Annotated in this window: 23 protein-coding genes and 2 pseudogenes; 17 read left to right on the forward strand and 8 right to left on the reverse strand. The window is 60.2% G+C overall.

Annotation, left to right across the window (positions count from 1 at the left end; all coding sequences use genetic code 11):
* The first annotated feature begins 408 nt into the window (after window positions 1-408).
* Both QA635_RS08830 and QA635_RS08835 read left to right on the forward strand, forming a co-directional pair.
* Window positions 409-642, forward strand: a complete 234-nt coding sequence (locus QA635_RS08830; protein WP_240536851.1) for a hypothetical protein — start codon at window positions 409-411, stop codon at window positions 640-642.
* 88 nt (window positions 643-730) lie between these two features.
* On the forward strand, window positions 731-871 hold the full coding sequence (locus tag QA635_RS08835; RefSeq protein WP_196238240.1) for a hypothetical protein: 141 nt from the start codon (window positions 731-733) through the stop codon (window positions 869-871).
* Between the two features lie 595 nt (window positions 872-1,466).
* Here the strand turns inward: QA635_RS08835 and QA635_RS08840 are convergent.
* On the reverse strand, window positions 1,467-2,735 hold the full coding sequence (locus QA635_RS08840) for a DUF892 family protein (RefSeq protein WP_283068366.1): 1,269 nt from the start codon (window positions 2,733-2,735) through the stop codon (window positions 1,467-1,469).
* 796 nt (window positions 2,736-3,531) lie between these two features.
* On the opposite strand from QA635_RS08840, the gene QA635_RS08850 reads away from it, so the two are divergent.
* From QA635_RS08850 to QA635_RS08885, 8 genes and pseudogenes are all read left to right on the forward strand, one after another.
* On the forward strand, window positions 3,532-4,137 hold the full coding sequence (locus QA635_RS08850; RefSeq protein ID WP_283068367.1) for a cupin domain-containing protein: 606 nt from the start codon (window positions 3,532-3,534) through the stop codon (window positions 4,135-4,137).
* Window positions 4,134-4,481: a DUF3147 family protein gene (locus tag QA635_RS08855; protein WP_016841014.1), complete on the forward strand. Its 348-nt coding sequence runs from the start codon at window positions 4,134-4,136 to the stop codon at window positions 4,479-4,481. The genes QA635_RS08850 and QA635_RS08855 overlap by 4 nt, the downstream gene beginning before the upstream one ends.
* Window positions 4,478-4,954, forward strand: a complete 477-nt coding sequence (locus tag QA635_RS08860; RefSeq protein WP_069280627.1) for a DUF3147 family protein — start codon at window positions 4,478-4,480, stop codon at window positions 4,952-4,954. Before QA635_RS08855 ends, QA635_RS08860 begins: the two co-directional genes overlap by 4 nt.
* Before the next feature lie 158 nt (window positions 4,955-5,112).
* Window positions 5,113-6,185 (forward strand): annotated as a pseudogene (locus tag QA635_RS08865) (ROK family protein).
* A 382-nt stretch (window positions 6,186-6,567) separates the two neighbouring features.
* A complete protein-coding gene (locus QA635_RS08870; protein WP_075968978.1) occupies window positions 6,568-6,729 on the forward strand; it encodes a DUF2934 domain-containing protein in 162 nt (53 codons plus the stop codon).
* Window positions 6,730-6,897: 168 nt separating this feature from the next.
* Window positions 6,898-7,305: a hypothetical protein gene (locus QA635_RS08875; protein ID WP_283068368.1), complete on the forward strand. Its 408-nt coding sequence runs from the start codon at window positions 6,898-6,900 to the stop codon at window positions 7,303-7,305.
* A 166-nt stretch (window positions 7,306-7,471) separates the two neighbouring features.
* A complete protein-coding gene (locus tag QA635_RS08880; protein WP_376708631.1) occupies window positions 7,472-7,672 on the forward strand; it encodes a DUF2269 family protein in 201 nt (66 codons plus the stop codon).
* Between the two features lie 364 nt (window positions 7,673-8,036).
* Window positions 8,037-8,162, forward strand: a complete 126-nt coding sequence (locus tag QA635_RS08885) for a hypothetical protein (RefSeq protein WP_256521279.1) — start codon at window positions 8,037-8,039, stop codon at window positions 8,160-8,162.
* A gap of 147 nt (window positions 8,163-8,309) precedes the next feature.
* Here QA635_RS08885 and QA635_RS08890 read toward each other — a convergent pair whose 3' ends face one another.
* From QA635_RS08890 to QA635_RS08905, 4 genes and pseudogenes are all read right to left on the reverse strand, one after another.
* The gene (locus QA635_RS08890) at window positions 8,310-8,870 is read right to left on the reverse strand and encodes a DUF4142 domain-containing protein (protein ID WP_028343205.1); all 561 of its coding nucleotides are present in this window, start codon (window positions 8,868-8,870) and stop codon (window positions 8,310-8,312) included.
* 488 nt (window positions 8,871-9,358) lie between these two features.
* Window positions 9,359-9,556 (reverse strand): annotated as a pseudogene (locus tag QA635_RS08895) (DUF6496 domain-containing protein); the annotation flags it as partial.
* Between the two features lie 457 nt (window positions 9,557-10,013).
* Entirely contained in the window at window positions 10,014-10,475 is a 462-nt protein-coding gene (locus QA635_RS08900) for an inorganic diphosphatase (RefSeq protein ID WP_229158072.1), read from the reverse strand.
* 124 nt (window positions 10,476-10,599) lie between these two features.
* Window positions 10,600-11,115 (reverse strand): YciE/YciF ferroxidase family protein, encoded by a 516-nt coding sequence (locus QA635_RS08905; protein ID WP_283068369.1) that lies wholly within the window; start codon window positions 11,113-11,115, stop codon window positions 10,600-10,602.
* 168 nt (window positions 11,116-11,283) lie between these two features.
* On the opposite strand from QA635_RS08905, the gene QA635_RS08910 reads away from it, so the two are divergent.
* The 3 genes from QA635_RS08910 to QA635_RS08920 all read left to right on the forward strand — a co-directional run bounded on the left by QA635_RS08910 (window position 11,284) and on the right by QA635_RS08920 (window position 15,074).
* Window positions 11,284-12,789, forward strand: a complete 1,506-nt coding sequence (locus tag QA635_RS08910; protein ID WP_283071539.1) for an FAD-dependent oxidoreductase — start codon at window positions 11,284-11,286, stop codon at window positions 12,787-12,789.
* A gap of 142 nt (window positions 12,790-12,931) precedes the next feature.
* Entirely contained in the window at window positions 12,932-13,963 is a 1,032-nt protein-coding gene (locus tag QA635_RS08915; protein ID WP_283068370.1) for an NAD(P)/FAD-dependent oxidoreductase, read from the forward strand.
* Between the two features lie 94 nt (window positions 13,964-14,057).
* Complete coding sequence (locus QA635_RS08920) at window positions 14,058-15,074, forward strand: ATP-dependent DNA ligase (RefSeq protein WP_283071540.1); 1,017 nt, start codon at window positions 14,058-14,060, stop codon at window positions 15,072-15,074.
* Window positions 15,075-15,180: 106 nt separating this feature from the next.
* Here QA635_RS08920 and QA635_RS08925 read toward each other — a convergent pair whose 3' ends face one another.
* Window positions 15,181-15,333, reverse strand: a complete 153-nt coding sequence (locus QA635_RS08925; protein ID WP_077231164.1) for a PQ-loop domain-containing transporter — start codon at window positions 15,331-15,333, stop codon at window positions 15,181-15,183.
* Window positions 15,334-15,524: 191 nt separating this feature from the next.
* On the reverse strand, window positions 15,525-16,100 hold the full coding sequence (locus QA635_RS08930) for a cysteine hydrolase family protein (protein ID WP_069276989.1): 576 nt from the start codon (window positions 16,098-16,100) through the stop codon (window positions 15,525-15,527).
* Between the two features lie 179 nt (window positions 16,101-16,279).
* On the opposite strand from QA635_RS08930, the gene QA635_RS08935 reads away from it, so the two are divergent.
* The 3 genes from QA635_RS08935 to QA635_RS08945 are packed head-to-tail and all read left to right on the forward strand — an operon-like array spanning window position 16,280 to window position 20,009.
* On the forward strand, window positions 16,280-18,763 hold the full coding sequence (locus QA635_RS08935; RefSeq protein WP_283071542.1) for an excinuclease ABC subunit UvrA: 2,484 nt from the start codon (window positions 16,280-16,282) through the stop codon (window positions 18,761-18,763).
* Between the two features lie 53 nt (window positions 18,764-18,816).
* Complete coding sequence (locus QA635_RS08940; protein WP_283068371.1) at window positions 18,817-19,140, forward strand: hypothetical protein; 324 nt, start codon at window positions 18,817-18,819, stop codon at window positions 19,138-19,140.
* Between the two features lie 11 nt (window positions 19,141-19,151).
* Complete coding sequence (locus QA635_RS08945; protein ID WP_283068372.1) at window positions 19,152-20,009, forward strand: glucose 1-dehydrogenase; 858 nt, start codon at window positions 19,152-19,154, stop codon at window positions 20,007-20,009.
* A gap of 301 nt (window positions 20,010-20,310) precedes the next feature.
* Here the strand turns inward: QA635_RS08945 and QA635_RS08950 are convergent, their stop codons facing one another.
* Window positions 20,311-20,520, reverse strand: coding sequence for a hypothetical protein (locus QA635_RS08950; protein ID WP_283068373.1), 210 nt, complete (start codon window positions 20,518-20,520; stop codon window positions 20,311-20,313).
* Window positions 20,521-20,673: 153 nt separating this feature from the next.
* On the opposite strand from QA635_RS08950, the gene QA635_RS08955 reads away from it, so the two are divergent.
* Entirely contained in the window at window positions 20,674-21,033 is a 360-nt protein-coding gene (locus tag QA635_RS08955) for a PRC-barrel domain-containing protein (protein ID WP_018273495.1), read from the forward strand.
* The last annotated feature ends 388 nt before the right edge of the window (window positions 21,034-21,421 follow it).

Raw genomic sequence — 21,421 nt, forward strand, 5'->3', positions numbered from 1 at the left:
TGATCGGCGGCGCCGGCTATTGGCTGATTCACATACACTGATCAAACAACGATGATCACGAAGCGGCCCGTCCGGTCATGTCAGGCGGGCCGCTTTTCTGCCGGGACGGCGCCCTTTTCGGACGGGCAGCGGACGAAGCCAGGCAACCATGCCGACCGCCGTACGTTGACGCTCGAATGGGGCGCAGCTACGGAGCCGCCGATGATCGAAACCGATACCCTTTTGGTGAAGTGCCCCAACTGCGGCGCCTGGCCTATGGCGGCGGGCCCGAACGCCCCCTATTCCCATCAGGACGTTCGGCTGAGATGCGCCAAGTGCGGCCATGGCGAGGATGGCCGGCTGCGACGCTCCGCGTCCGTCGAACACCCCCCGCAGCAGCCGCATGCCGCTTGAATCATGAAGATACGCGTGCACTTGCAAAGCCACATCGTCGAGCTCGATGACGGCTCGAGATGGCAGGTCTTTCCGGGCGATCTCGACTTGACGCTGAACTGGAAGCCGGAAACGGACCTGATGGTTCTCGATGCAGACGACGAAGTTGCGTCTCATGTCCTGGTCGGTGGTGGCGCAAAGGTGCGCGCGAGGCGCGTGGGCGACAGCTGGCCTGCGACGCAAGTCAAGGACGCGCTGAAGGGCGGTTGAGCGCTTTTTGCAACCCGCCGGTTGGAGATCCATGGAAGACGAGAAGGCCCATTGGCTCGCGGAGGCGTAGGGATGCCGACGCCTGGCGTTGTCGATCAGCGATCTGGATACTGTCGAGCGGCTAAATGCGCTGGGCGATCCTACTCCGGAAGAGAAGCTGCTCGCGAAGATCGACACCGCGCTGAGCTTGCTCGAGCCGCGACATGTTGCCGGACCGAGCAGCGAATGAACCGGCGCTGCCGCCAGTCAGCGCTCGGCAAGCTGACAAAGCGATCTCGGACGATGATCGGCCGCGTAGCTCCGTGTGGCGCAGGACTGGTAGGCCTACTCCGGAGACGCCCGCAGTCGGAGCAAGAGGCGTTCGAAGCCAGAAGCGAAGCCGACGGCACAGGGCAGCCCGACTCGGAGGCCTCGAACTAGCGATAATTGGTGAACAATGCGCGAGTGGCTCCGATCTCCCGGACTCCAGCGGTCCACCTAGCTTGATCTACGTCAACGTGGCTTTGGCCGCTGGCCTGAGAGTTTCGGCATGACCGAGCGGTACGACCGGATCACTATTGCCGGATACGTCGCCATCGCCTTTGGCGTCGCGGCGTTGATTTGGCTGCTGATGTCGTAGAGGCCGCCTCAGTTGGCGGCCTCTTTCATCCTAGATCCAATTCATATATTGGCCGAAAATCCGGCGAAGTGCCATCATATTGGGATACTGAATACCCAAAAGATGACCGAGGAATTGGCGCAGCGCTCTCATTCCGGTATCTGACAGGAACTGCTGGTCTTGCGGTCCTTCGGGCCCTGAGCACTTGCGGCCCCGCCAGCCGGCGTTATTCGGCCTGTTCGATCGCGGCTGGCATTTTGGCTACCGACATCAGAGATCGAGCGACTTGGTTTAGCAACTGATCAGAATTCTCCTCTTCCGCAAGTGACTTCGACAACAGCGCGACGACTGCACTGTGGCGTAGCTGCTGGGCGAGATTCTTCGCCATGGTGTAAGCCGAGATTTCATAGTGCTCCACACGCTGTGCAGCTCCGATTAAGGCGAGGTCCGCGGCCGCGTCTTCCTTTTCCTCTCCTTCAGCCATGATTTCCTGGCCTTCCTCGATAAGCCCCATCATGCCCTTGCAAGGCTTCGCTCGGACGGTCTTGCCGAGCAACTTGAAGCATTCATTGATGCGCTCCACCTGGTTTTCGGTCTCGACGAGATGTTGCTCAAACAGCTCTCGCAACTGATCGAAGCGAGCTGCCTCGGCCATCTTCGGAAGCGTCTTGGTGAGTTGCTTTTCGGCATGCAGGATGTCGCGGAGCTCATCGATCAACAGGTCGCCAAGCCCGGCTTGGTCGTCTGGCGGCGAACTTTCCGCGACGATCGCGGCGGACGCGCCGGGGTCAGCCTGGATCGCTGGCGATTCCGTGAAGACCCAGCCATTGCCCTCGTTCCACGGACCGCGGGCGTCGATCTCGCCGTGGTCGCCGGCCCCGGTGGAGTCGTTGAAGAACTGGTCGACCAGTCCCGGTGTTGGGGCGATGCGGCCGATGCTGAAAGCGGGCTTGGCCATGCTCTCGAGCGCCAGCGCGAACGCTCTCATGTGTGTGATTTCCCGAGTCATCAGGAACTGCAGCGCGTCCTTGGTACCGGCGTCGTCGCAGAAATTGATTAGGCGTTCATAGACGATCTTGGCCCGCGCTTCGGCGGCGATGTTGCTGCGCAGATCGACGTCGAGCTCGCCGGTTATCTTCAGGTAGTCGGCCGTCCACGCATTGCCCTGAGAATTGAACAGGTTCACGCCGCCGCCACCAGCGATCGCAATCAGGGGATCGGCTTCGGCGGCCTGGCGATCGAACTTCGCCGGCTTGAGGTGCATCCGGGCGAGTGTCCCCACGACTTCGAGGTGACTCAGTTCCTCGGTGCCAATATCCATCAGCAGGTCCTTGCGATCCGGATCCTCGCAGTTGAGCCCCTGTATTGAATATTGCATCGCGGCAGCGAGCTCTCCGTTGGCACCACCGAACTGTTCAAGAAGCATGTTGCCAAAACGAGGGTCTGGTTCGTCGACGCGGACAGTGAACATCAGCTTCTTGACATGGTGGTACATCGAAAGGCCTTGCAATGAGAGGGGAGATCATCCCGAACGGAAGCCAGGATCGTTTGTTCCTATCGGACGGAGGATTCCCGGCCGGACGCCAACCGCCGACATTCCTTGTTTGGATAGCCGGGGGAGGACCTCGACGGCACGTGGAGCGTTGGGGAGGTACTTACCTTTCCGATCGTTGAGACATGTTCAAGATCGCTAGCTTGTCAGCAAGGCGCCTTGGCCGCAGTCCAAGCTTTCCGGTGAATGTTAGACCGACCAGAGAGGATGTCGCGGTGGCACATTCAATCGCCCGCAGCACTGCGCCGGCCCCGGAGCAGGTGGCCCGCGCCCTGACCTGGGCGCAGATGAGAAGCTTCTTCTGGTCCTGACAGCCGTCGGCTGGCTTGCCTCGCGCGGTTGTGGGGTGCCGCTGCGGCGCGCAAGAAACCATGCTCTGCCAGTGACGGTCACTGCGTCGCTGCTGCCCGATGATTTAAAACTCGTATTCGACCAAACTCGGCCGGATCGTCGGACGGTGATTGGGCATATGCATGGCGTCCCGCTTTCCGGCAAACGAAAAGATGCGTTTCCCTCAGGCCACGCGCTGCACATGGACTGGCACCGGCGGCCAGCGGGTTGCCGGCTGGTCCCCGGCGGGCGATCCGCGCGATTGCGGTCGGGCTGTCGCTCACTCGCATTGCGATCCTGGCGCATTGGGCGAGCGATGTCGTTGCCGGCTTCGCACTCGGGGCGATTCTCGAACGGGGCCTCCGGCTTTGGACCGGCTACTCGAACGGAATTTCAAAGGAGGATGATCATGCCGACTCTTGAAGACCTGAAGGGATACATGGAGCGCGCAACCGGTCTGAAGCGCCCCGGCAAGCGGAAGGCTGTGGATCTCGCGCGAGCGCGAAAGCCTGTTACGGTTCGCTTTAAGGACGACGGTCTCATTCCAAATCACCCGCGATGGCCGCTCGTACTGTATCGAAACGCGGTCGCTTTCGACGAGGACCTGGACGCCGCAGCCGTGATCGAAGACCTATTTGAAGCGAACGGATGGGGAGATAGCTGGCGGGATGGCATCTACGATTACGTGCATTATCACTCCAGGATCCATGAGGTGCTCGGCATCGCGCGCGGCAAGGGCCGCGTTCGGTTCGGCGGCAACAAAGGGAAGATCTTCACCCTGAAGGCTGGGGACATCGCGGTTCTTCCCGCCGGCACAGGCCACCAGTGCCTTTCAGCGGGCGATGAGTTCCTCGTCATCGGGGCATACCCGCCGACCGGTACATACGACGAGTGCACGAGCGTCGAACACCGTCAGCGGGCGCTGAAAGCCATTCCGAAGGTTTCGGTGCCGCCTAAGGATCCGGTCTATGGGGCCGGCGGGCCGCTCTCGAAGCTCTGGAAGAAAGCGAAATGACCGAGTACGTCATCCGCTTCGTCCTCGGGGGCGCCGTCGTATCGGCCTTCGCGATGCTGGGAGATCTCCTGCGTCCAAAGAGCTTCGCCGGCCTGTTCGGAGCAGCGCCCTCGGTCGCGCTCGCGACGCTTGGGATCGCGGTGTATCAGCACGGGGTCAATTACGCCGCCTTGCAAGCTCAGGCGATGATTGCGGGAGCGGTTGCGCTCGCCATCTACAGTGTCGTCGCCTGCCATCTGCTTGTCCGCGCAAAGCTGCGAGCGGTGACGGCGACCTTGCTGTCACTCGTCATTTGGCTGGTCGCCGCTTTCGGGCTGCTGGTTTTCGCTGGAGGTCAGACGTGAGCCCGATCCGCTTTTCAACGTCATCTCTCAAGGAAGGCCGCTGGTACGAATATCTGATTCGCTTCGTGCTTGGCGGCGCTGCGACCGTCTTTACCGGCCTCATCAGCAGTCGCTATGGAGCAGTCATCGGTGGCGTTTTTCTTGCCCTTCCAGCCATATTCTGCGCGAGCGCAACGCTGATTGAGAAGCATGAAATTCGCCGCAAGCGCGAAGCGGGTCTCGCCGGCAAGCGCCGCGGGCAAATGGCGGCCGCCGTCGATGCCGCTGGCGCTGCGCTCGGCGCGCTGGGCATGCTGGCCTTCGCGGTTGGTTTCTCGATGCTAATCCCACGCGGCAATATCCCCGCCGTCTTCGTCGGCGCCTCCCTCGCCTGGTTGACTATCGCGGTAGCGGCTTGGTACGTGCGCCGGAAAATGCGATCGATGCGGACCGTGAAAGAGCCCAGCGGCTCCACGAATTCGCGAACGCGATAGACGGGCTGGCGATCTTCTCTTCACACTTGAGGCCGGGCGAGATCCAGCACGGCTTGTCCCAAGATCGTGCACAAGGGAGACCAGAGGAACTGCGGTTATCGGCGCGGGTTGAATGCAAAGCAGCCCAGTTGCTGCCCGCGGCTTGTGCAAGGTTTAGAATGGCCGACGAAACGATCAAGACCACCGGCATAGCCGCACGCGGCGCCTCTCGCCTCCCGTCGGGTCGAGATCGACAGTTTCAACCTCGAACTAAAAGATGAGGACGAATTCCTGGGGGACCGCGCCAGCAAGGGCGCCTTCCGGGAAACTCTCGAAGAGTGGCGAAAGCCGTTGCGCAAATATGGCGAAGATCCCTTCGGGGAGGAGCTTTCCGAAGATATCAGCAAAAAGGAGCTCGACGCCGTCCTTGGCGGCGACGATCCTGAAGGCTCCCGTTGTCGTCCACGGCGCCATTGAGGACTTTGCACAGGAGCTCGCCCGCGTAACGCGGCGGTTCCTAAAAGCCAAGGCCTGGGAAAAAACCGAGCGCATCGTAGTGGGCGGCGGTTTTCGGGACAGCCGCCTCGGCGAACTCGCCATCGCCCGGGCCGAAATCCTCCTCAAGGCGGACAACTATAAGGTCGAGATACTCCCGATCCATTCTCATCCGGACGACGCCGGCCTTATCGGCGCGCTATATCGCGCTCCATCCTGGATCTTCGAAGCGCACGACTCCATTCTTGCCGTGGACATCGGAGGCACGAACATCCGCTGCGGCGTCGTGGAAACGCGACGCAAGAAGGCGCCGAACCTCTCCGAGGCGTGCGTGTGGCAGTTCGAGCTATGGCGTCATGCCGACGACGAGCCGTCGCGTGAGAACGCTGTGAGGCGCCTTGTCAAGATGCTCAAAGAACTGATCGCGAAGGCGGAAGACGAGGGATTCAAGCTCGCGCCATTCATCGGCATCGCATGCCCAGGCGTTATCAAGAGCGACGGCTCGATCGAGAAGGGCGCGCAGAACTTGCCCGGCAACTGGGAGAGCAGCAAGTTCAATTTACCCGCAAGTCTCGTCCAGGCGATCCCGCAGATCGGGGAGAACGACACCGCCGTCATCATGCACAACGATGGGGTCGTGCAGGGACTTTCTAAGGTCCCCTTCATGCAAGACGTGAAGCGTTGGGGCGTGCTGACGATCGGCACCGGTCTCGGCAACGCCCGCTTTACCAACCGCAATGGCAAAGGCGAACGCTGAGGTTATCGGAAGAAGGTGGCTCGATATCCGGTAAAATGAGGGCCGATCGTTGGCTGGGTTGTGAAACGCGTTTTTGGGGGAGACCAAGATCGGCATCTCAGGAGGCAGCTGAAATTTCCTTCCTGAACTGGCATAGGCGGCGGTCACCACCGCGATTTCGTTCGGCCAAGGGCGACTTTTTGCCGCTCATAGGGCAAGGTTTCAACGGAGGAACCTCGCTGACTTCGCGGGTTTATCACCGGAAGGAGGGATCGGCGCTAGCGAGTGGAAATGACTGCTGTGATAGCGGCGGCCGAGCGTGTCGCTGACGACTAACCGTCGAAGAGGCCGTGATTAGCGGAAACCCAGCCTACGATCCCTACAGAGTTGAAGGAGGCACGTGGTGACCCAACCGACCGAAAAGGAAATCGAGAAGCGCGCCTACGAGATATGGGAGCGGAGCGGCAAGCCCGAAGGCAGGGAGGAAGAATTCTGGCGGTTGGCGGAGCAGGAGTTGCGAAACGAGGACAAGTCATCTCCCCTCCGCACTCCAGATAGCCTGTAAGCAGAGAAGAAGCGCTAACCGGATGTCTCATTCCGCAGCAGCCGAAACTGTATTGCTGTACTTTGTGCTGCCCTTTGGTTATTGGCGGGGTTTGCTGATTATCTTTGCCATCGCGCATCTCGGATTGAGACGACAAGCGGCTATAAGGAAACCCTACTTCATCTGTTGATGTTGATCGAACTTGGGATACCATTGCTGGCGGCGATTTTTTTTGAAATCAACGCTCTTATTATTGCGGCTATGATCGTCGGCTTTGTTACGCACCAGCTGACAGCCCTCTGGGATACAACATTCGCCAGCCATAAGCGGAGCAACACGCCCATCGAACAGCAGGTCCATAGTTTTCTCGAGCTCATGCCTCTCATGGCGATGGTGATCGTCATCATCTTAAACTGGCCGCAATTCCTCAGCCTTTGGGGACTGGGTTCTGGGCCCGCACGTTACGAACTCGCCCTGAAGCGAGAGCCATTACCATGGACGTATGTGGCGGCGTTTCTATTCGCGGTCCTGCTGTTTGAAGTCCTTCCCTATATGGAGGAATTCGTTCGAGGCTTACGGTCGCGGAAGAGGGCTTAGCTCCGAACGCGGAGCACCATCAATGAAGGTTGCCGTCATCGGAGCGACAGGACTTTTAAGGTCCGCTATTGTGGCTGGCTTTCCTCGCACGGCCATTCGGTCCTTTCGATGAGTAGAATCGCCGACATTAGGTGTCCTGGCACGATCTCAACGAGGCGCGGATTGTATCTTCACAGCCACCGCTGTCGTTGCACAGCCCGTCACAGGCTCGCTGCTTGTGCTGCACGTCGGTTACTCCTTCTGGGAAGGATGGATCGTGGTCGATGGTGCTGTATCTCTCGTCTCACCGAATCTGCTGGCTGTGGTTTGCCTTCGGCATTCCAGTGTTCATGGCGGTGGCCGCTATACTCTGGCTGATGATAGCTAAACCTTAACTTGAGGTGTTTTGAAGCGTGATGGCAGTGCCGAGCTCGCCAGGATGCTCCGCTCGCGGTGGCATGCCAGCTTGCAGTAGTTGCCGGGGAGCGCGCAGGCCTCCGGGATGGTCGAGCGGATAGGAGGGGATACCTGTTAGGCCGCCAAAGCGCCTGTTGCTCAGGCGCGCCTCCGTTATTGGCCAAGAACTCTGCGTGCGAGATGAATATACGCAATCGCTCTGGATGAATGTCCCGGTGGTCGAAGTTGCTAGCCTGTCGGGATCCGACCGGGCGGACGTGGTCGTGGTCGGTTCTGGCATTGCTGGGCTGCCGGTGGCGTAGAGCTTGCAAGCCGTGGGCGCTATCGACACCGGCATGACGGCACGCACGACCGCGCATCTCGCCACAGCGCTGGACGACTATTCCAAGGAGCTCGTGGGCGCGCGCGGCGAGGAATGTGCGCCTTACTACCAAAGCGTCATGACCGCGATTGACCGCTGAAGCTATCCTGGAACTCGAAAACGTCGACTGCGATTTCTGCCGGGTCGACGGAATCTTGGGTGCATTGCCGAATCCCAGACCGGGCGGCCAACCGCCAGCGGCAGCAAAAGGGGAAAGGAGCCGCCTCGCAACGGCTCCGTCCTTCCGCTATTTCTTGCCCTCGCCGACCGTAGGCGCGGGCTTCTTGTCGAGATCCTGCGCCATCTCAAGATGATGCTTAAGCGCCGGCAGGGTTTTGCCGGCCCAATTCTTCAGATCCGCGTTATCGCCGCCCTTGGCATAGCGCTCGAACAGGTCGACGGCATCCTTATGAGCGCTGACCTGCATCGAATTGAACTCCGAGCTGAAGTCGTTACCGTTGGCACCCTTCAGCTTGTCGAGCTTGCTTTGGTGCGATGAATCGAGAGCGCTGGGCAATTCGGCTTTCACCTTGCCACTGGTGACAAGTCCCTTCAGCTCGGTGCTGGTTTTGGTGTGGTCCGTTACCATCTGGGAAGCGAAAGTCTTCTCCGCTGCATTTCCCTTCTGCTGTGCGAGCTTGTTAGACTCGATTTCAAACATGTCCGATATCGCGACCTGCTTGACAAAATCCACCGTCGAGGGGCTGACCCCGAGCACGGAATTGACCCCGGTCTTTTCGCTGACGGATTGCGCCATGACCGGTGTCGCCAGCAAAATGCACGCGATTGCTATTATAGTGCGTCTCATGTGTATCTCCATCAGTTTGCGGTCTTGCAATTGACGCCCTTGCGAGGCGTTAGTTGAGCTTAGTCGCCGTCTGCTCGTCGAATTTGGCGGCGAGGGATCGAACGATATCGTGTGGCTGAGCTTTCCATCCAGGCGATCAAGACGTCGTAGTGGCGACCGGCCGCAACAGGAGACCCGCCAGATAGCAGCGGCCTCAAGTAACCGGTCTTGCGGCATCTTCGACCGCTCGGGCGGTGGAACGATCCCGTGACCAAACGAGCCTGTTGCGGGTGGTAGACCTCCTTGCGGTTGAGGTGGAACTGGACGCAGTAGCCGCCGCATTTGCGCTTTTCGCTGATTCCCGCCCCGTTCTTGGCCAAGCTATCGTCAAAGGCGAGGTGGTGGTTGGCCTACGCACTACCCTGAAGTTTTAAGCCGAGTGCCGGTAAACGTGGCGGAGGTATACGCGTCACTACGCAGTGACCTGTATATCGGATCCATTACTTCTTTTTCTTGGGGACGTTCTTGCCTTTTTTGCGGGCCTTGGAAAGTCCGATCGCGATCGCCTGCTTCTTGCTTTTTACCTTGCCGCCCTTTCCGCCACGGCCACTTTTGGCCGTCCCCTTCTTGTACCGTCGCATCTCGCTCTTGACGTCCGAGCCCGAGCTCTTCGAGTAGCGACGCTTCTTCTTGGCTTTTTTTGCCATGGGTTCTTCTCTTTCCACTAAAAGACACTGCTAGTTGAACTGCCAGAAGCATGACTTCCGCGCCGTCGGCCTTCCCATCCACCGCATCGACAATCTAGATGGCGCTGGCAAGTTCCAACGCACCATTCGGAGCATCCGTTAGAGGATATACCGAATGCGGTGTCCTCATAGGAACGCTGTCAAATGTTTCACGCTTGATAGGTTGGAGAACCTCGATCGATGCGCCGCACCAGAATTCGGCTCAAGCGCCAGCCATCCGACCAAGCCGGCCGACGCGGTTGGCGGCTTAGCACCGAGGAAGATGAAGAAGGTATCGAGGATTGGATGGTCGGCGGAGGCGACAGCCCGTCAGCTTGAACGGCAAATAGTCCCGGAAATTGTTGCTGCATCAACCAAGGGACCAGGGTAGCCACACGATGGTTCGTCCCAAGGGTTCACCTCCTATTTCGAGCCCGATTCAGCGGGCCAGCCGTTTGATGGTCTTGGCCGCACGGCTGGGACCATGCCAGCCGAGAAACTTCAGCTCCTTGTTCTCCAGCGCATTCGTTGCTCGAAAGAACTGTTCGAGGTCATCGCGTGCATGGGTGGGAAGATCGCGGATATCCTTGAGATCAGTTTCGAGCGGTGATCTATCAGGCACCGCAAACACCCGATCGTTGCGCTCCGTCTCGCCCTTTTTCTTCTGTTCGACTTCGAGAATGCCGATGGGACGGCAGCGCAGCACGACGCCCGGATAGGTCTGCGCGTCATGCAAGATCAGCACATCCAGCGGATCGCCATCCTCGGCCTTGGTCGAGGGAATGAACCCCCAGTCATAGGGATAGGTCAGGCCGGCCATCAGTGGCTTCGCCAAGGCAAAAACGCCAAGCTTCGGATCGAAATCGAGCTTGCACGAACTGCCGCGCGGCGTCTCGACCACGGCGAAGATGTTCTTATCGTCGGCCCAACTCGGCAGTTTTGTCAGATTGGTCATGGCGGACGACTCGGGCCTCGAAAGGAGCAGCGGGCCCGACGGAAATCGATCCGCCGAGCCCTGCCGGGAATCAGGCGGAGGCGGAGGCCTTCTTGTTGACGCCCTTGCGCAACGCTACCGTATTGAGCTTGGCGTTCGCGGCCTTCTCTTCGTTTAGGTTCGTGGTAAGGAAGCGCACGATATCGTCGTGGCCGAGCTCCTCCGCCCAGGCGATCAAGGTGCCGTAGCGGCATATCTCGTAGTGCTCGACGGCCTGCGCGTTGGCGACGAGCGCCGCATCCAGCACCGTCTTGTCCTCGATCTCGCCGGCCGTCTCGTCGGCTTCCTTGATGATCCCGTCGATGGCTGGGCATTGCGTGCCGCTTGGCGATTGGCCGAGTTTCTCGAACACCTTTTCGAGACGCTCGATCTGCTTGTTGGTCTCCTCGAGATGGTTCTTGAGGCCCGTGGCCAGATCCCGGTTGGTGGCTTTGTCGATCATCTTCGGCAGGGCCTTGGTGATCTGCTCCTCGGCATAATAGATGTCCTGCAAGCCATGCAGCAGCAGATCATCCATCGTCTTGATGTCTTTGGTGAATAGTCCCATGACGCCGCTCCTCGCTCCTAAAGCGGGGGGAACGCATGCTCGCCGTGCTGGTTCCTGGGCGTGAACGCCACAGCCGGCCGGGAAGATTATGATGGTGGGTGGCGTCTCGTCCGTCCGCAGGAACTCGCGCAAACAGGCCGCGTTTTGCCTCTTTGGGTGGAGTTCAACATGGTCAGCACCTCGCTCTGGATGGAGACCGAGATCCTGCCGGAGGCGGGTGCCCTCAAAGGCGATGTGCAATGCGATGTCGCCGTGGTTGGTTCGGGCATCGCCGGACTGTCGACGGCGTACGAATTGATGAAGCGCGGCCGCTCGGTCATCGTCATCGACCGCAAGGGTATCGCAAGCGGCATGACGGCGCGCACCTCGGCGCATCTTGCGCCGCTCTGCGATGATTTGATGAGCGAATTCAGGAAGCTGCGCCGCGCCGAGGCCGCCAAGCTGTTCTACGAAAGTCAGGCCGCCGCCGTGGATCGCATCGAGGAAATCCAGACAAGTGAGAAAATTGCCTGCGACTTTCTCCGTCTTGACGGCTATCTTTTTCAAGGCAATGGCATGCCGACCGACATACTCGATGAGGAGCTGGAAGCGGTGCGCGAGGTCGGCGCACCGGTGCACCGGCTGGTTGGCGTGCCGCTCAAGGGCTGCGAGAGCCGGCACGTCTTGCGCTATCCGCGCCAGGCAAAATTCCATCCCCTCAAATATCTCGCCGGACTTGCCGCCGCTTGCGCAAGCGGCAGCGTCCGTTTCTTTGCCAACAGCCCGGTCGAGGAAGTCGCCGAACATGACGGCGGCGTCGCGCTGCGAACCTCACAGGGGCAGATCACGGCCGTGCATGCTGTCATCGCGACCAACGCATCAATCGCCGACCGCTTTCAACTGCATACCAAGGTTTCTCCTTACCGCACTTACGTGCTCGCCTTTGCCATCGCGCGGGGCGAACTGCCCGACGCGCTCTATTGGGACACCGAAGATCCCTACCATTATGTGCGGCTGAAAACGGGCCCCGAGGAGGATGATTTCGTGCTGGTCGGCGGCGAAGACCATAAAAGCGGTGAGGCCAACGATGCCGACCAGCGCTTTGCTCGGCTGGAGAACTGGGCGCGTGAATTGATCCCGGCTTTGGACCGCATAACCCATCGCTGGTCGGGTCAGGTTCTCGACACGATCGACTATGCCGGCTTCATCGGCCGCGAGCCCGGCAGCGAGCGCATTTACCTTGCGATGGGCGATTCAGGCCAGGGTCTGACCCATGGTGTGATGGGCGCGATGCTGAACACAGCCCTCATTCTGGGCGAAGATCATCCGTGGAAGTCCGTCTATGCGCCGGATCGCAAGCCGCTCGCTGCGGCGCGGAATTTCCTGCGCGAGAACATGACGATCCTGCAAAACCTCGCAGAATATGTGGCGCCGGGTGAAATCGCTTCGCTCGAAGAGCTTCAGCCCGGTGAGGGCGCCATTCTGCGGCGGGGACTCGAAAAGATCGCAGCCTACAAGGACAAGGCTGGCGAACTGCATCTTCATTCGGCCAGTTGCACGCATATTGGCTGTCATCTGCACTGGAACAGCTTCGAGAGCTGCTGGGATTGTCCGTGCCACGGTTCGATCTTTGCGCCCAACGGACGGCCGATCAATGCTCCGGCCGTGTCGGCTTTGCGCCCGGTAAAGGTCTAGCGAGATCCGGTCAAGGCTCAGGGAGCGTTCCATCTTCAAGGACGAGGACATCGAGCAGGGCGATCTGCGTAGCCCGCGCACACCGTGGGCCGTCCTACGGCCGCTGCCAATTGAGCCGATCGTTGACAGCTTTCGGTGCAAGGTGCTGATCGTCGGTGCCGGCATCACCGGTGCGCTGATGGCCGAGCGCCTGACACGGCAAGGCCGCCAGGTGGTCATCATCGATCGCGAGCTTCCCAGTCTCGGCAGCACGGTGGCCAGCACCGCCATGCTGCTCTGGGAAATCGACCGGCCGCTGTTCGAACTTGCGCAGCTCTATGGTTTCGAGAAGGCGGTGCGCTGCTATCGGGCCAGCCACCATGCCGCGCAAGGCCTGCCGTCCCTGGTTAGGCAGCATGGAATTGCCTGCCAGATGCGACGGCGTCTCTCGCTCTATCTCGTCGTCGATGACAGTCCGAACCTTGTTCAGGATGAATATGCGCTGAGGGGCCGCGCCGATCTGCCGTCCCTCTATCTCGATCACGCCGCGCTGCTGAAGCGCTTCGGCATCGCGCGGGCGGGCGCCCTTTTGTCAAGGGACGCGGCTGATGCCGATCCTGTGCTGCTCACACATGGCCTGCTTGATATCTCCCTGCAACGCGGCGCCCGCCTTCTCAAGGCCAACGCGGTTGCCTACGACAGCACGGCCCAGAGCGCCACCGTCGGCCTTGAGAACGGACTTTCGATCGAGGCGCGCCAGGTTGTGCTCGCGACCGGCTATGTGATGCCGGATATTGTGCGGCCCACGGCGCAGCAACCAGCTTCCAGCTGGGCCATCGCGAGCCGGCGGCAGCCAGGCCATCTGTGGCCCGAACAGGCGCTCATCTGGGAAGCGAGCCGGAACTATCACTATGCGCGGACCACCACTGATGGCCGCATCATCCTTGGTGGCGAAGATGACCGTGCGCTCATCGAGCCTCACGCTCGTGATGACGCCACGCCTGCCAAGGTGAGGGCGCTCAAAGATTATCTGAAGGCGCTTTGGCCGCATGCATCGGAAGATGTGGCGTTCGGCTGGTCGGGCGCCTTCGATACCACACATGACGGATTGCCGTTGATCGGCAAGGTGCCCGGCTCCAAGAATATCTTCGCCGCCTTTGGCTATGGCGGCAACGGCATTACCTTCAGTTCCTGACCACCAAAGCGGCGGTGATCGCACGATGGTATTCCCGCGGCCAATCATCGAGCAGGAGGTCGAAATGCCGCCGCGTGGCGTCCGTATGGAGGCGATGGAGGCACGTTCTGTCGATGCCATTCCAGTCGGAAAGGAGTGGCAATATGAACCCAAATGGGACGGATTTCGTTGCCTGCTGGCGCGGGACCGGGACGCGGTGTCCATGCGCTCGAAGTCCGGCCAGGATCTTGCCCGATACTTCCCGGAGATCGTCGCCGCAGCCCGCGATTTGCGCGAACGGAGGTTTGTGCTTGACGGCGAGCTCGTCGTCGAGGTTGGCGGGCAATTTTCGTTCGATGACCTCCTGCAGCGCATCCATCCGGCCGCTAGCCGCGTTCAGAAGCTGTCCCGGGACACGCCGGCCCTGTTTCTCGCTTTCGATCTGCTGGAGCTGGGCGACAAAAAGTTGGCCGACCAACCGTTGTCCCGACGGCGACCTCAGTTGGAAAAGCTTGCTGGCCGCAATTTTTCGCGCGCGCCGCTATTTCGGCTATCGCCGGCCAGCACGAAGTTCGGGGATGCCGAGCGGTGGCTGCAATCGGCAGGCGGCGGAAGTGACGGCGTGGTCGCCAAGCGGCTCGATCTTCCGTACCAGACCGGGAAGCGCGAGGGCATGCAGAAGATCAAGCGATATCGCAGCGCTGATTGCGTCATTGGAGGCTTTCGCTACGGCGAGAAGCTGCAGGCCGGCCGCAAAGCTGTCGCCTCATTGCTGCTGGGGCTTTACGATGCAGACGGCCTCCTGCACCACGTCGGCTTTTCGTCAGCCATCAAGGCAAAGGACAAACCGGCGCTGACCGAAAGACTCGAGATGATTGCGGCGACCAAAAGCTTCACTGGCAACGCGCCAGGCGGACCAAGCCGATGGTCGACGAGACGATCGTCCGAATGGCAGGCGGTGAAGCCGAAATACGTTGTCGAAGTGTCCTACGATCACTTCACCGGTGGCCGCTTTCGGCACGGTACGACCATCCTTAGATGGAGGTCCGACAAGAAGGCGGACCAGTGCACTATGGAACAGATGAAGCAAAAGATCGCGCGGGACCTCATGAGGGCGATCGAGCCAGCCTGACGGATACTTGGGGTCTATCGCATGTCCCGGATCTCGCAGGCCAACACGCCCCGATCGCGTTCGCGCCAACGACAACCCAGTCTTGGCGCAGCAGGTCGTAGACGACCTACAACGTAGGCCCAAGGGTGAGGGCTGCGAGCATCCCAAGCGAGAGGTCGCCCGTCGATCCACGCGGCCAAGCCTTCCTCAACTGAGGGATGTAAGACAGCGATGCGAGAAAGGCCGCGATGCCGCCAATAGAGGATGCGAATTTACCCATCACACTCTATGGCCACTCCTCGCCTGCCGACGGTGCAGATCCTCGGAGCGAGCCGGTTGCTCGGACTGCCGGCCAGCATTCGCGTCGTATCCCCTGTCAATGAATGCCGCACGGCAAACAGTGAGGAATAAGAACCGTTCCTAACGTCCTGCGATCGTCACGCGAGCCACCGGCCATCAGCGTTTCCGTCGTCACTCGACCTGCTCGCCGAACCGGTTCAAGTAGACCGCCATCATGGCGTCGTGAGTCTCGTCCGCGGAACTGCAGAACGCGTCGGTCACCAGGACGACGCGAAAAGCCCAATCGATCGCGCCGAGCGCGGTAGCGAGCACGCAAACCTCCGTCTCGCCTCCCGTAACGACGATCGTACCGACCAGCTTCTCGCGCCGGCGAAGATGCAGGTCGGATCCGGTCCACGGAGAGTAAACGTGCTTGTCGTAAATCGTGGCCGGGGGAACGAAGCAGGCGAGCTCCGGAACGAGATCGACTATATCTGGGCCAAGACGATCGATTGTCATCGAGCTCCGTCGCTCGTAGTACCGTCGCCACATCCCCGCACCTTGGCCTGAGGACCGGGCTGGGATGAAGCGGGTAAAAGTCGCCCGCTCGGGATGCCTTGCCGTGATGGCGACGATACTAGGAATCACCCGATCGAACCACGGCGTCCTCCATTCGGTGTCCTCTGCGAACATCCAGTGCATGTCGACGCAGATGTGAATCGTGTTGGCGCCGGATGGCCCCAGCCGTAGCACATCTCTCTTGGCCATCCTTCGGTCGTCTCAAGGACTTTGCCGTATCGGACGCAACAAGGGTGTTCCTTCATGGTTCCTTCGTTAACGCGCCCTGGGCGACTCGACCGGATGTCCTCGGGAACCACGAGATGCAGCCGGGCTTTTACCTCTCGATGTTCGAGAAAGCCGATAGAAGTGAAGAACTGACTTCCGCGATGGCCGACGGTTTCGTCCGCGTCCGCGGAGCGCGGGAGCATAACCTCCGGAACGTTTCGCTCGACATCCCACGCAATGAGCTCGTGGTCTTCACAGGCGTGTCCGGATCCGGCAAGTCCTCCTTAGCGTTTGGGACGTTATACGCGGAGGCTCAACGTCGTTATCTCGAATCCGTATCACCTTACGCACGTCGGCTATTCCATCAGATGCAGGTGCCCGACGTCGACGCAGTTGAAGGATTGCCGCCAGCCGTCGCCCTTCAGCAGCAGCACGGATCGCCGACAACCAGGTCGTCGGTGGGAAGCGTCACGACGCTCTCCAACCTCTTGCGCATACTGTATTCGCGGGCGGGCACATATCTGCGCGGGCAGGCCTTGCTTTACGCGGAGTCCTTCTTGCCTAACACGCCGGAAGGCGCCTGTCCGAACTGTCACGGCATCGGGCGAATTCATCAGGTCGTCGAACGAAGTCTGGTACCCGACGACACTTTGACGATCCGTGATCGCGCCATTGCGGCTTGGCCTTCGGCTTGGCAGGGCCAGAATCTCCGGGACATTCTCGTCACCTTGGGGTATGACGTCGATAGGCCGTGGCGCGAGCTTTCGAAGAAAGATCGTGACTGGATTCTCTTCACGGACGAGCAGCCAACCGTACCGGTGTATGCGGGATACACGCCAGCCGAGACGCGAAAAGCCCTGAAGCGCAAGGAGGAGCCCAGCTATATGGGCACCTTCACCGGCGCCCGCCGGTACGTGCTTCAGACATATGCCACCACGCAGAGCATCATGATGAAGCGGCGTGTAGCGCAGTTTCTGTCGAGCGATGATTGCCCGGTCTGCGATGGAAAGCGGCTAAAAGCGGAAGCGCTTTCGGTCAAATTCGCAGGAATGGACATTGCCGAGATGTCTCGCCTGCCGTTGGGCAAGCTCGACGAGCTTATCAAGCCGTACATTGATGGAAGCAAGAAAGACGGTACCGACGATCATCCCGAAAAGGCGCTTGTCGTTCAGAGAATCGTCGAGGATCTCGTCGGGCGTCTCGAAGTTCTGCTTGAGCTAGGCCTCGGTTATCTCACCTTAGAGCGCAGCACGCCGACGTTATCGCCGGGCGAACTGCAGCGTCTGCGGCTCGCGACGCAGGTCCGATCGAACCTGTTCGGGGTCGTCTACGTACTGGACGAGCCCTCCGCTGGCCTGCACCCGGCAGACATTGAGGCGCTCTTGCGGGCACTCGGGCGCCTGAAGGCATCGGGAAATTCGCTCTTTGTCGTTGAACACGAGCTCGATGTGGTGCGCGAGGCCGACTGGATCGTCGACGTTGGGCCCGCTGCCGGGGACCAGGGCGGTCGGATACTCTACAGCGGGCGCCTTGCCGGTTTGGCCAAAGTCGAAGCGTCCCAAACACGAAGGTATCTGTTCGAAGATGCCGCGAGGGCACCACGCAAGATCCGTCGGCCGAGCAGCTGGCTGAAGCTGCGGAACGTGACGCGGAATAACCTGAGCCGTCTCGATGCCGACCTCCCTCTCGGCGTCCTTACATGTGTGACCGGCGTGTCCGGCTCGGGCAAATCCACTCTCATCAGCCAGTTTCTCGTCGAGGCGATCGCAGAGAAGCTAGGTCAGCGCCGCAAATCCGATCTGGACGAAGCTGAGCTGCAGGAGACCGTGCGTACGCTGAGTGGAGAGATTACGGAAGGGTTGGATCGCGTTAAACGTCTCGTTGTGGTCGATCAGAAGCCGATCGGGCGGACCCCGCGGTCCAATTTGGCGACTTACACCGGCTTGCTCGATCACGTGCGTAAACTTTTCGCCGGGACGAAGCAGGCGCGTGCCAGGCGCTACGACGCGGGCAGATTTTCGTTCAATGTGGCCAAGGGCCGTTGCGAAACCTGCGAGGGCGAAGGCTATGTATGCGTAGAGCTGCTGTTCCTTCCGAGCGTCTATACTCCGTGTCCGACGTGCCGGGGCGCTCGCTATAACCCGAAAACGCTCGAGATCAAGATACTGGACAAGTCGATCGCCGATGTGCTGGCGATGACCGTCGACGCGGCTTTCGAGTTCTTTAAAGACGATGACGTTCTTTCGCGCTCTTTGGGCGTTCTGCGCGAGGTCGGGCTCGGTTACATTAGACTTGGCCAGTCGGCCACCGAACTTTCAGGAGGAGAGGCGCAACGCGTCAAACTCGCCACCGAGCTCCAGCGCGCCCATCGTGGCGGCACATTATACGTTCTCGACGAGCCGACGACGGGACTGCATCCGTCCGATGTCACAAAGCTCGGCAATCAGCTGCAAGGGCTCGTCGAGGCTGGCAACACCGTCGTTCTGGTCGAGCATGATATGTCTGTTGCAGCGGAGAGCGACTGGATCGTAGAAGTCGGCCCTGGCGCTGGAAACGAAGGAGGCCGCATCGTGGCGTCCGGACGACCGGATCAAGTTGCTGCCTCCGGGAGCCGGACAGCAGAATATTTGAAGCGAGCGCTCTAACTAGTTCATCGAAGGCCGCCCGCCCCCATAGGAACACCGGGGGACGCAGTTGGTTGTTTGCCATCGCCTGCCCGAAAGAGACACGCATGGAAAGCATCCTCATCGTCGAATTCGATACTAGCCGCGCGGCAGAGCTCGCGGTCGAGCACGTTATGCAGGAGTGCGGAGTCCAGGGAACCGACGTGTTCGTGCAGCCGACGGGCGCCGACAATACATCCGGCGATCGACCCGCGCTCGCCGACGTGAAGGTAAAGCCGAAGCCGGGCGAGAAGCTTGGGGGCCCGATCGAAGTATCCGTCGACTTCCATGGCGACGATCCGAAGCGCGTCGCGGACGCGCTGAAATCCGTTGGTGCTAAGGCCGTCCGGATGAAGTAAAGGACAGAATCATGCCCGAATATCCCAAACCGCCGTTTCCCAGCCAGCGACAACCCATGCCAGGCTCGACGGGGAAGATGGACCCGCGCCCGGATCATGGCGAGACAAGCTACAAGGGCTCGGGACGGCTTCAAGGCAAGTGCGCCATTATTACTGGCGGCGACAGCGGCATCGGGCGCGCGGTCGCCATAGCCTTTGCCCGCGAGGGCGCCGACGTCCTGATCGCCTACCTTGACGAAAGCGACGATGCGAAAGAAGTCGCGGCGATGATCGAGAAGGAAGGGCGCACGGCTGTCCTCGTCGAGGGCGACCTTCGCTCGGCCGACCATTGCCGCACCGTGGTCCGCCGCGCCGTGCAGGAACTTGGCGGCGTCGACATTCTCGTCAATAATGCCGCGCATCAGGCGACCTTCGCCGACATCGGCGACATCAGCGACGAAGAATGGCGCATGACCTTCGAGGTGAACATCCATGCGATGTTTTACCTCGCCAAGGCCGCGGTCCCGCATATGAAGCCTGGAGGCGCCATCATTAACACGGCATCGGTAAATTCCGACATGCCGAACCCGATACTGCTCGCCTACGCGACGACGAAGGGAGCGATCCAGAACTTTACGGGCGGTCTGGCCCAGATGCTGGCGGAGAACGGCATCCGGGTGAATGCCGTTGCGCCGGGTCCAATTTGGACCCCGCTCATTCCCTCGACGATGCCAGAGGAAACCGTAAAGAACTTTGGCAAGCAAGTGCCGCTGAAGCGGGCTGGCCAGCCGGCTGAACTCGCCACAGCCTACGTGATGCTCGCCGACCCGCTATCCAGCTACACTTCGGGCACGACCGTCGCGGTGACCGGAGGCCAACCCTTTATCTGAGAGGTGGCCGGCATAAAGCATCCCGTGACGCCCGATGGCCGCTACTTCGTCGTAAATGGGAAGCTTGGGTCTCAGCAATGCGGACGTTGAGCCGGGCGCCTCCATAGAGCTTGGGAGGCAGGCTTTCAGCGAGGGGGCAAGTTGGGCGATGCGCATCGATGGTCCTTTAGATAGGAAGCACCGCTCGGAGCAGTAAGATGATTGCAGCCGAACCGAAGTTCGGCAATGCTCCGCCTTGCGGTGCCGATCACCGCGCGCGTGCCCTCTTTAGTGATGCGCTCGAGGAGCTCTTGCGCACGCGTCAATGTTCGTCTTCGGAAAGCTGACTGAGATAGGCCAATCCGAAACTTGCGAGGTCTTCGGCATCGCCTTCGCGGCGATCCCAACTCCCATAGAAATGACGCTCAAGCAGGCAACGACGCCTATCTGATGTATCAATCCCGGAGTGAGTGGCGCAGAAAACGCTCCAAGCGATATCGATCGCCGTCCGCAATGTGATTGCATTTGCCATTTCAGCTCCGCGACACCGGCATCATTGCCGTGCAATCCCTTTCCACGGCGAAGGTTGCATCTTTTTCCCAACCTTAAAGCTGGCACCGGGCGTATCGTAGGAACCTTGCTCTCCCGAAGACATTTGCCGTTAAGATCTTGAACGGAGGATGTTATGGCACTCGAAGCGAAGGAATCGGGCAACTTGATCGGCAGCGACAAGGTTGAAGGCACGACAGTTTACGGTGCAGACAGTCAGAAGATCGGCAGTATCGAGCGGGTGATGATCGACAAAAAGAGCGGAAAGGTCTCCTACGCGGTCCTGAGCTTCGGCGGCCTTCTTGGCATCGGCGATGACCACTATCCACTGCCTTGGCAATCGTTGAAGTACGACACCAATCTTGGCGGGTACGTCACAGGCGTGACAGAAAGCCAACTGCAGGGCGCGCCCAAATATCGTGATGAGACGGCATGGAATTGGAATGATCCGGCTGCCGGTCGATCGGTAAATGACTATTACCGAGTACCAATCTGATTGCCCTCGAAATGCGGCGTGCTCGTCATCAAAGTGCGCCTCAGACGAAGCTATATAGCGCGCCTCAACTTCCCGCACCACGAGGCCCTGCGAAAAATGTGGAGGCCCGGCTCGCGCGCGGCCTGAACGCTTAGTGCGCTCGGCCCAGTCAGGGCCACTGGTCACGAGTTAGTCGGACTGCGATTGTCGGACATCTGAGTCCATGTATCTCAAGCGCTAGGGTTCACGGCCAAGGCCGGGATTAGGAACGCGGTGTGGGTCCGTATCCGGGGCCCGGGGAAGCGGATCTAATTGCTGTTCAGGAGCTGTCGCATTAGCGGCAAGCACGCCGCACGGCCTTGCAAGTCAGCAAGGTAGGTGCGCGCGAACGTGGAATATGAGAGCGGAT

The sequence above is a fragment of the Bradyrhizobium brasilense genome (assembly GCF_029714345.1).
Lineage (GTDB): Bacteria > Pseudomonadota > Alphaproteobacteria > Rhizobiales > Xanthobacteraceae > Bradyrhizobium > Bradyrhizobium australafricanum.

Coding starts and splice junctions, on each gene's coding strand:
- QA635_RS08840 (WP_283068366.1), bottom strand. CDS start 2,735: ATGTACCACCATGTCAAGAAGCTGATGTTCACTGTCCGCGTCGACGAA.
- QA635_RS08850 (WP_283068367.1), top strand. CDS start 3,532: ATGCCGACTCTTGAAGACCTGAAGGGATACATGGAGCGCGCAACCGGT.
- QA635_RS08855 (WP_016841014.1), top strand. CDS start 4,134: ATGACCGAGTACGTCATCCGCTTCGTCCTCGGGGGCGCCGTCGTATCG.
- QA635_RS08875 (WP_283068368.1), top strand. CDS start 6,898: ATGTTGATCGAACTTGGGATACCATTGCTGGCGGCGATTTTTTTTGAA.
- QA635_RS08885 (WP_256521279.1), top strand. CDS start 8,037: ATGACGGCACGCACGACCGCGCATCTCGCCACAGCGCTGGACGACTAT.
- QA635_RS08890 (WP_028343205.1), bottom strand. CDS start 8,870: ATGAGACGCACTATAATAGCAATCGCGTGCATTTTGCTGGCGACACCG.
- QA635_RS08905 (WP_283068369.1), bottom strand. CDS start 11,115: ATGGGACTATTCACCAAAGACATCAAGACGATGGATGATCTGCTGCTG.
- QA635_RS08910 (WP_283071539.1), top strand. CDS start 11,284: ATGGTCAGCACCTCGCTCTGGATGGAGACCGAGATCCTGCCGGAGGCG.
- QA635_RS08920 (WP_283071540.1), top strand. CDS start 14,058: ATGGAGGCACGTTCTGTCGATGCCATTCCAGTCGGAAAGGAGTGGCAA.
- QA635_RS08925 (WP_077231164.1), bottom strand. CDS start 15,333: ATGGGTAAATTCGCATCCTCTATTGGCGGCATCGCGGCCTTTCTCGCA.
- QA635_RS08930 (WP_069276989.1), bottom strand. CDS start 16,100: ATGGCCAAGAGAGATGTGCTACGGCTGGGGCCATCCGGCGCCAACACG.
- QA635_RS08935 (WP_283071542.1), top strand. CDS start 16,280: ATGGCCGACGGTTTCGTCCGCGTCCGCGGAGCGCGGGAGCATAACCTC.
- QA635_RS08945 (WP_283068372.1), top strand. CDS start 19,152: ATGCCCGAATATCCCAAACCGCCGTTTCCCAGCCAGCGACAACCCATG.
- QA635_RS08950 (WP_283068373.1), bottom strand. CDS start 20,520: ATGGCAAATGCAATCACATTGCGGACGGCGATCGATATCGCTTGGAGC.
- QA635_RS08955 (WP_018273495.1), top strand. CDS start 20,674: ATGGCACTCGAAGCGAAGGAATCGGGCAACTTGATCGGCAGCGACAAG.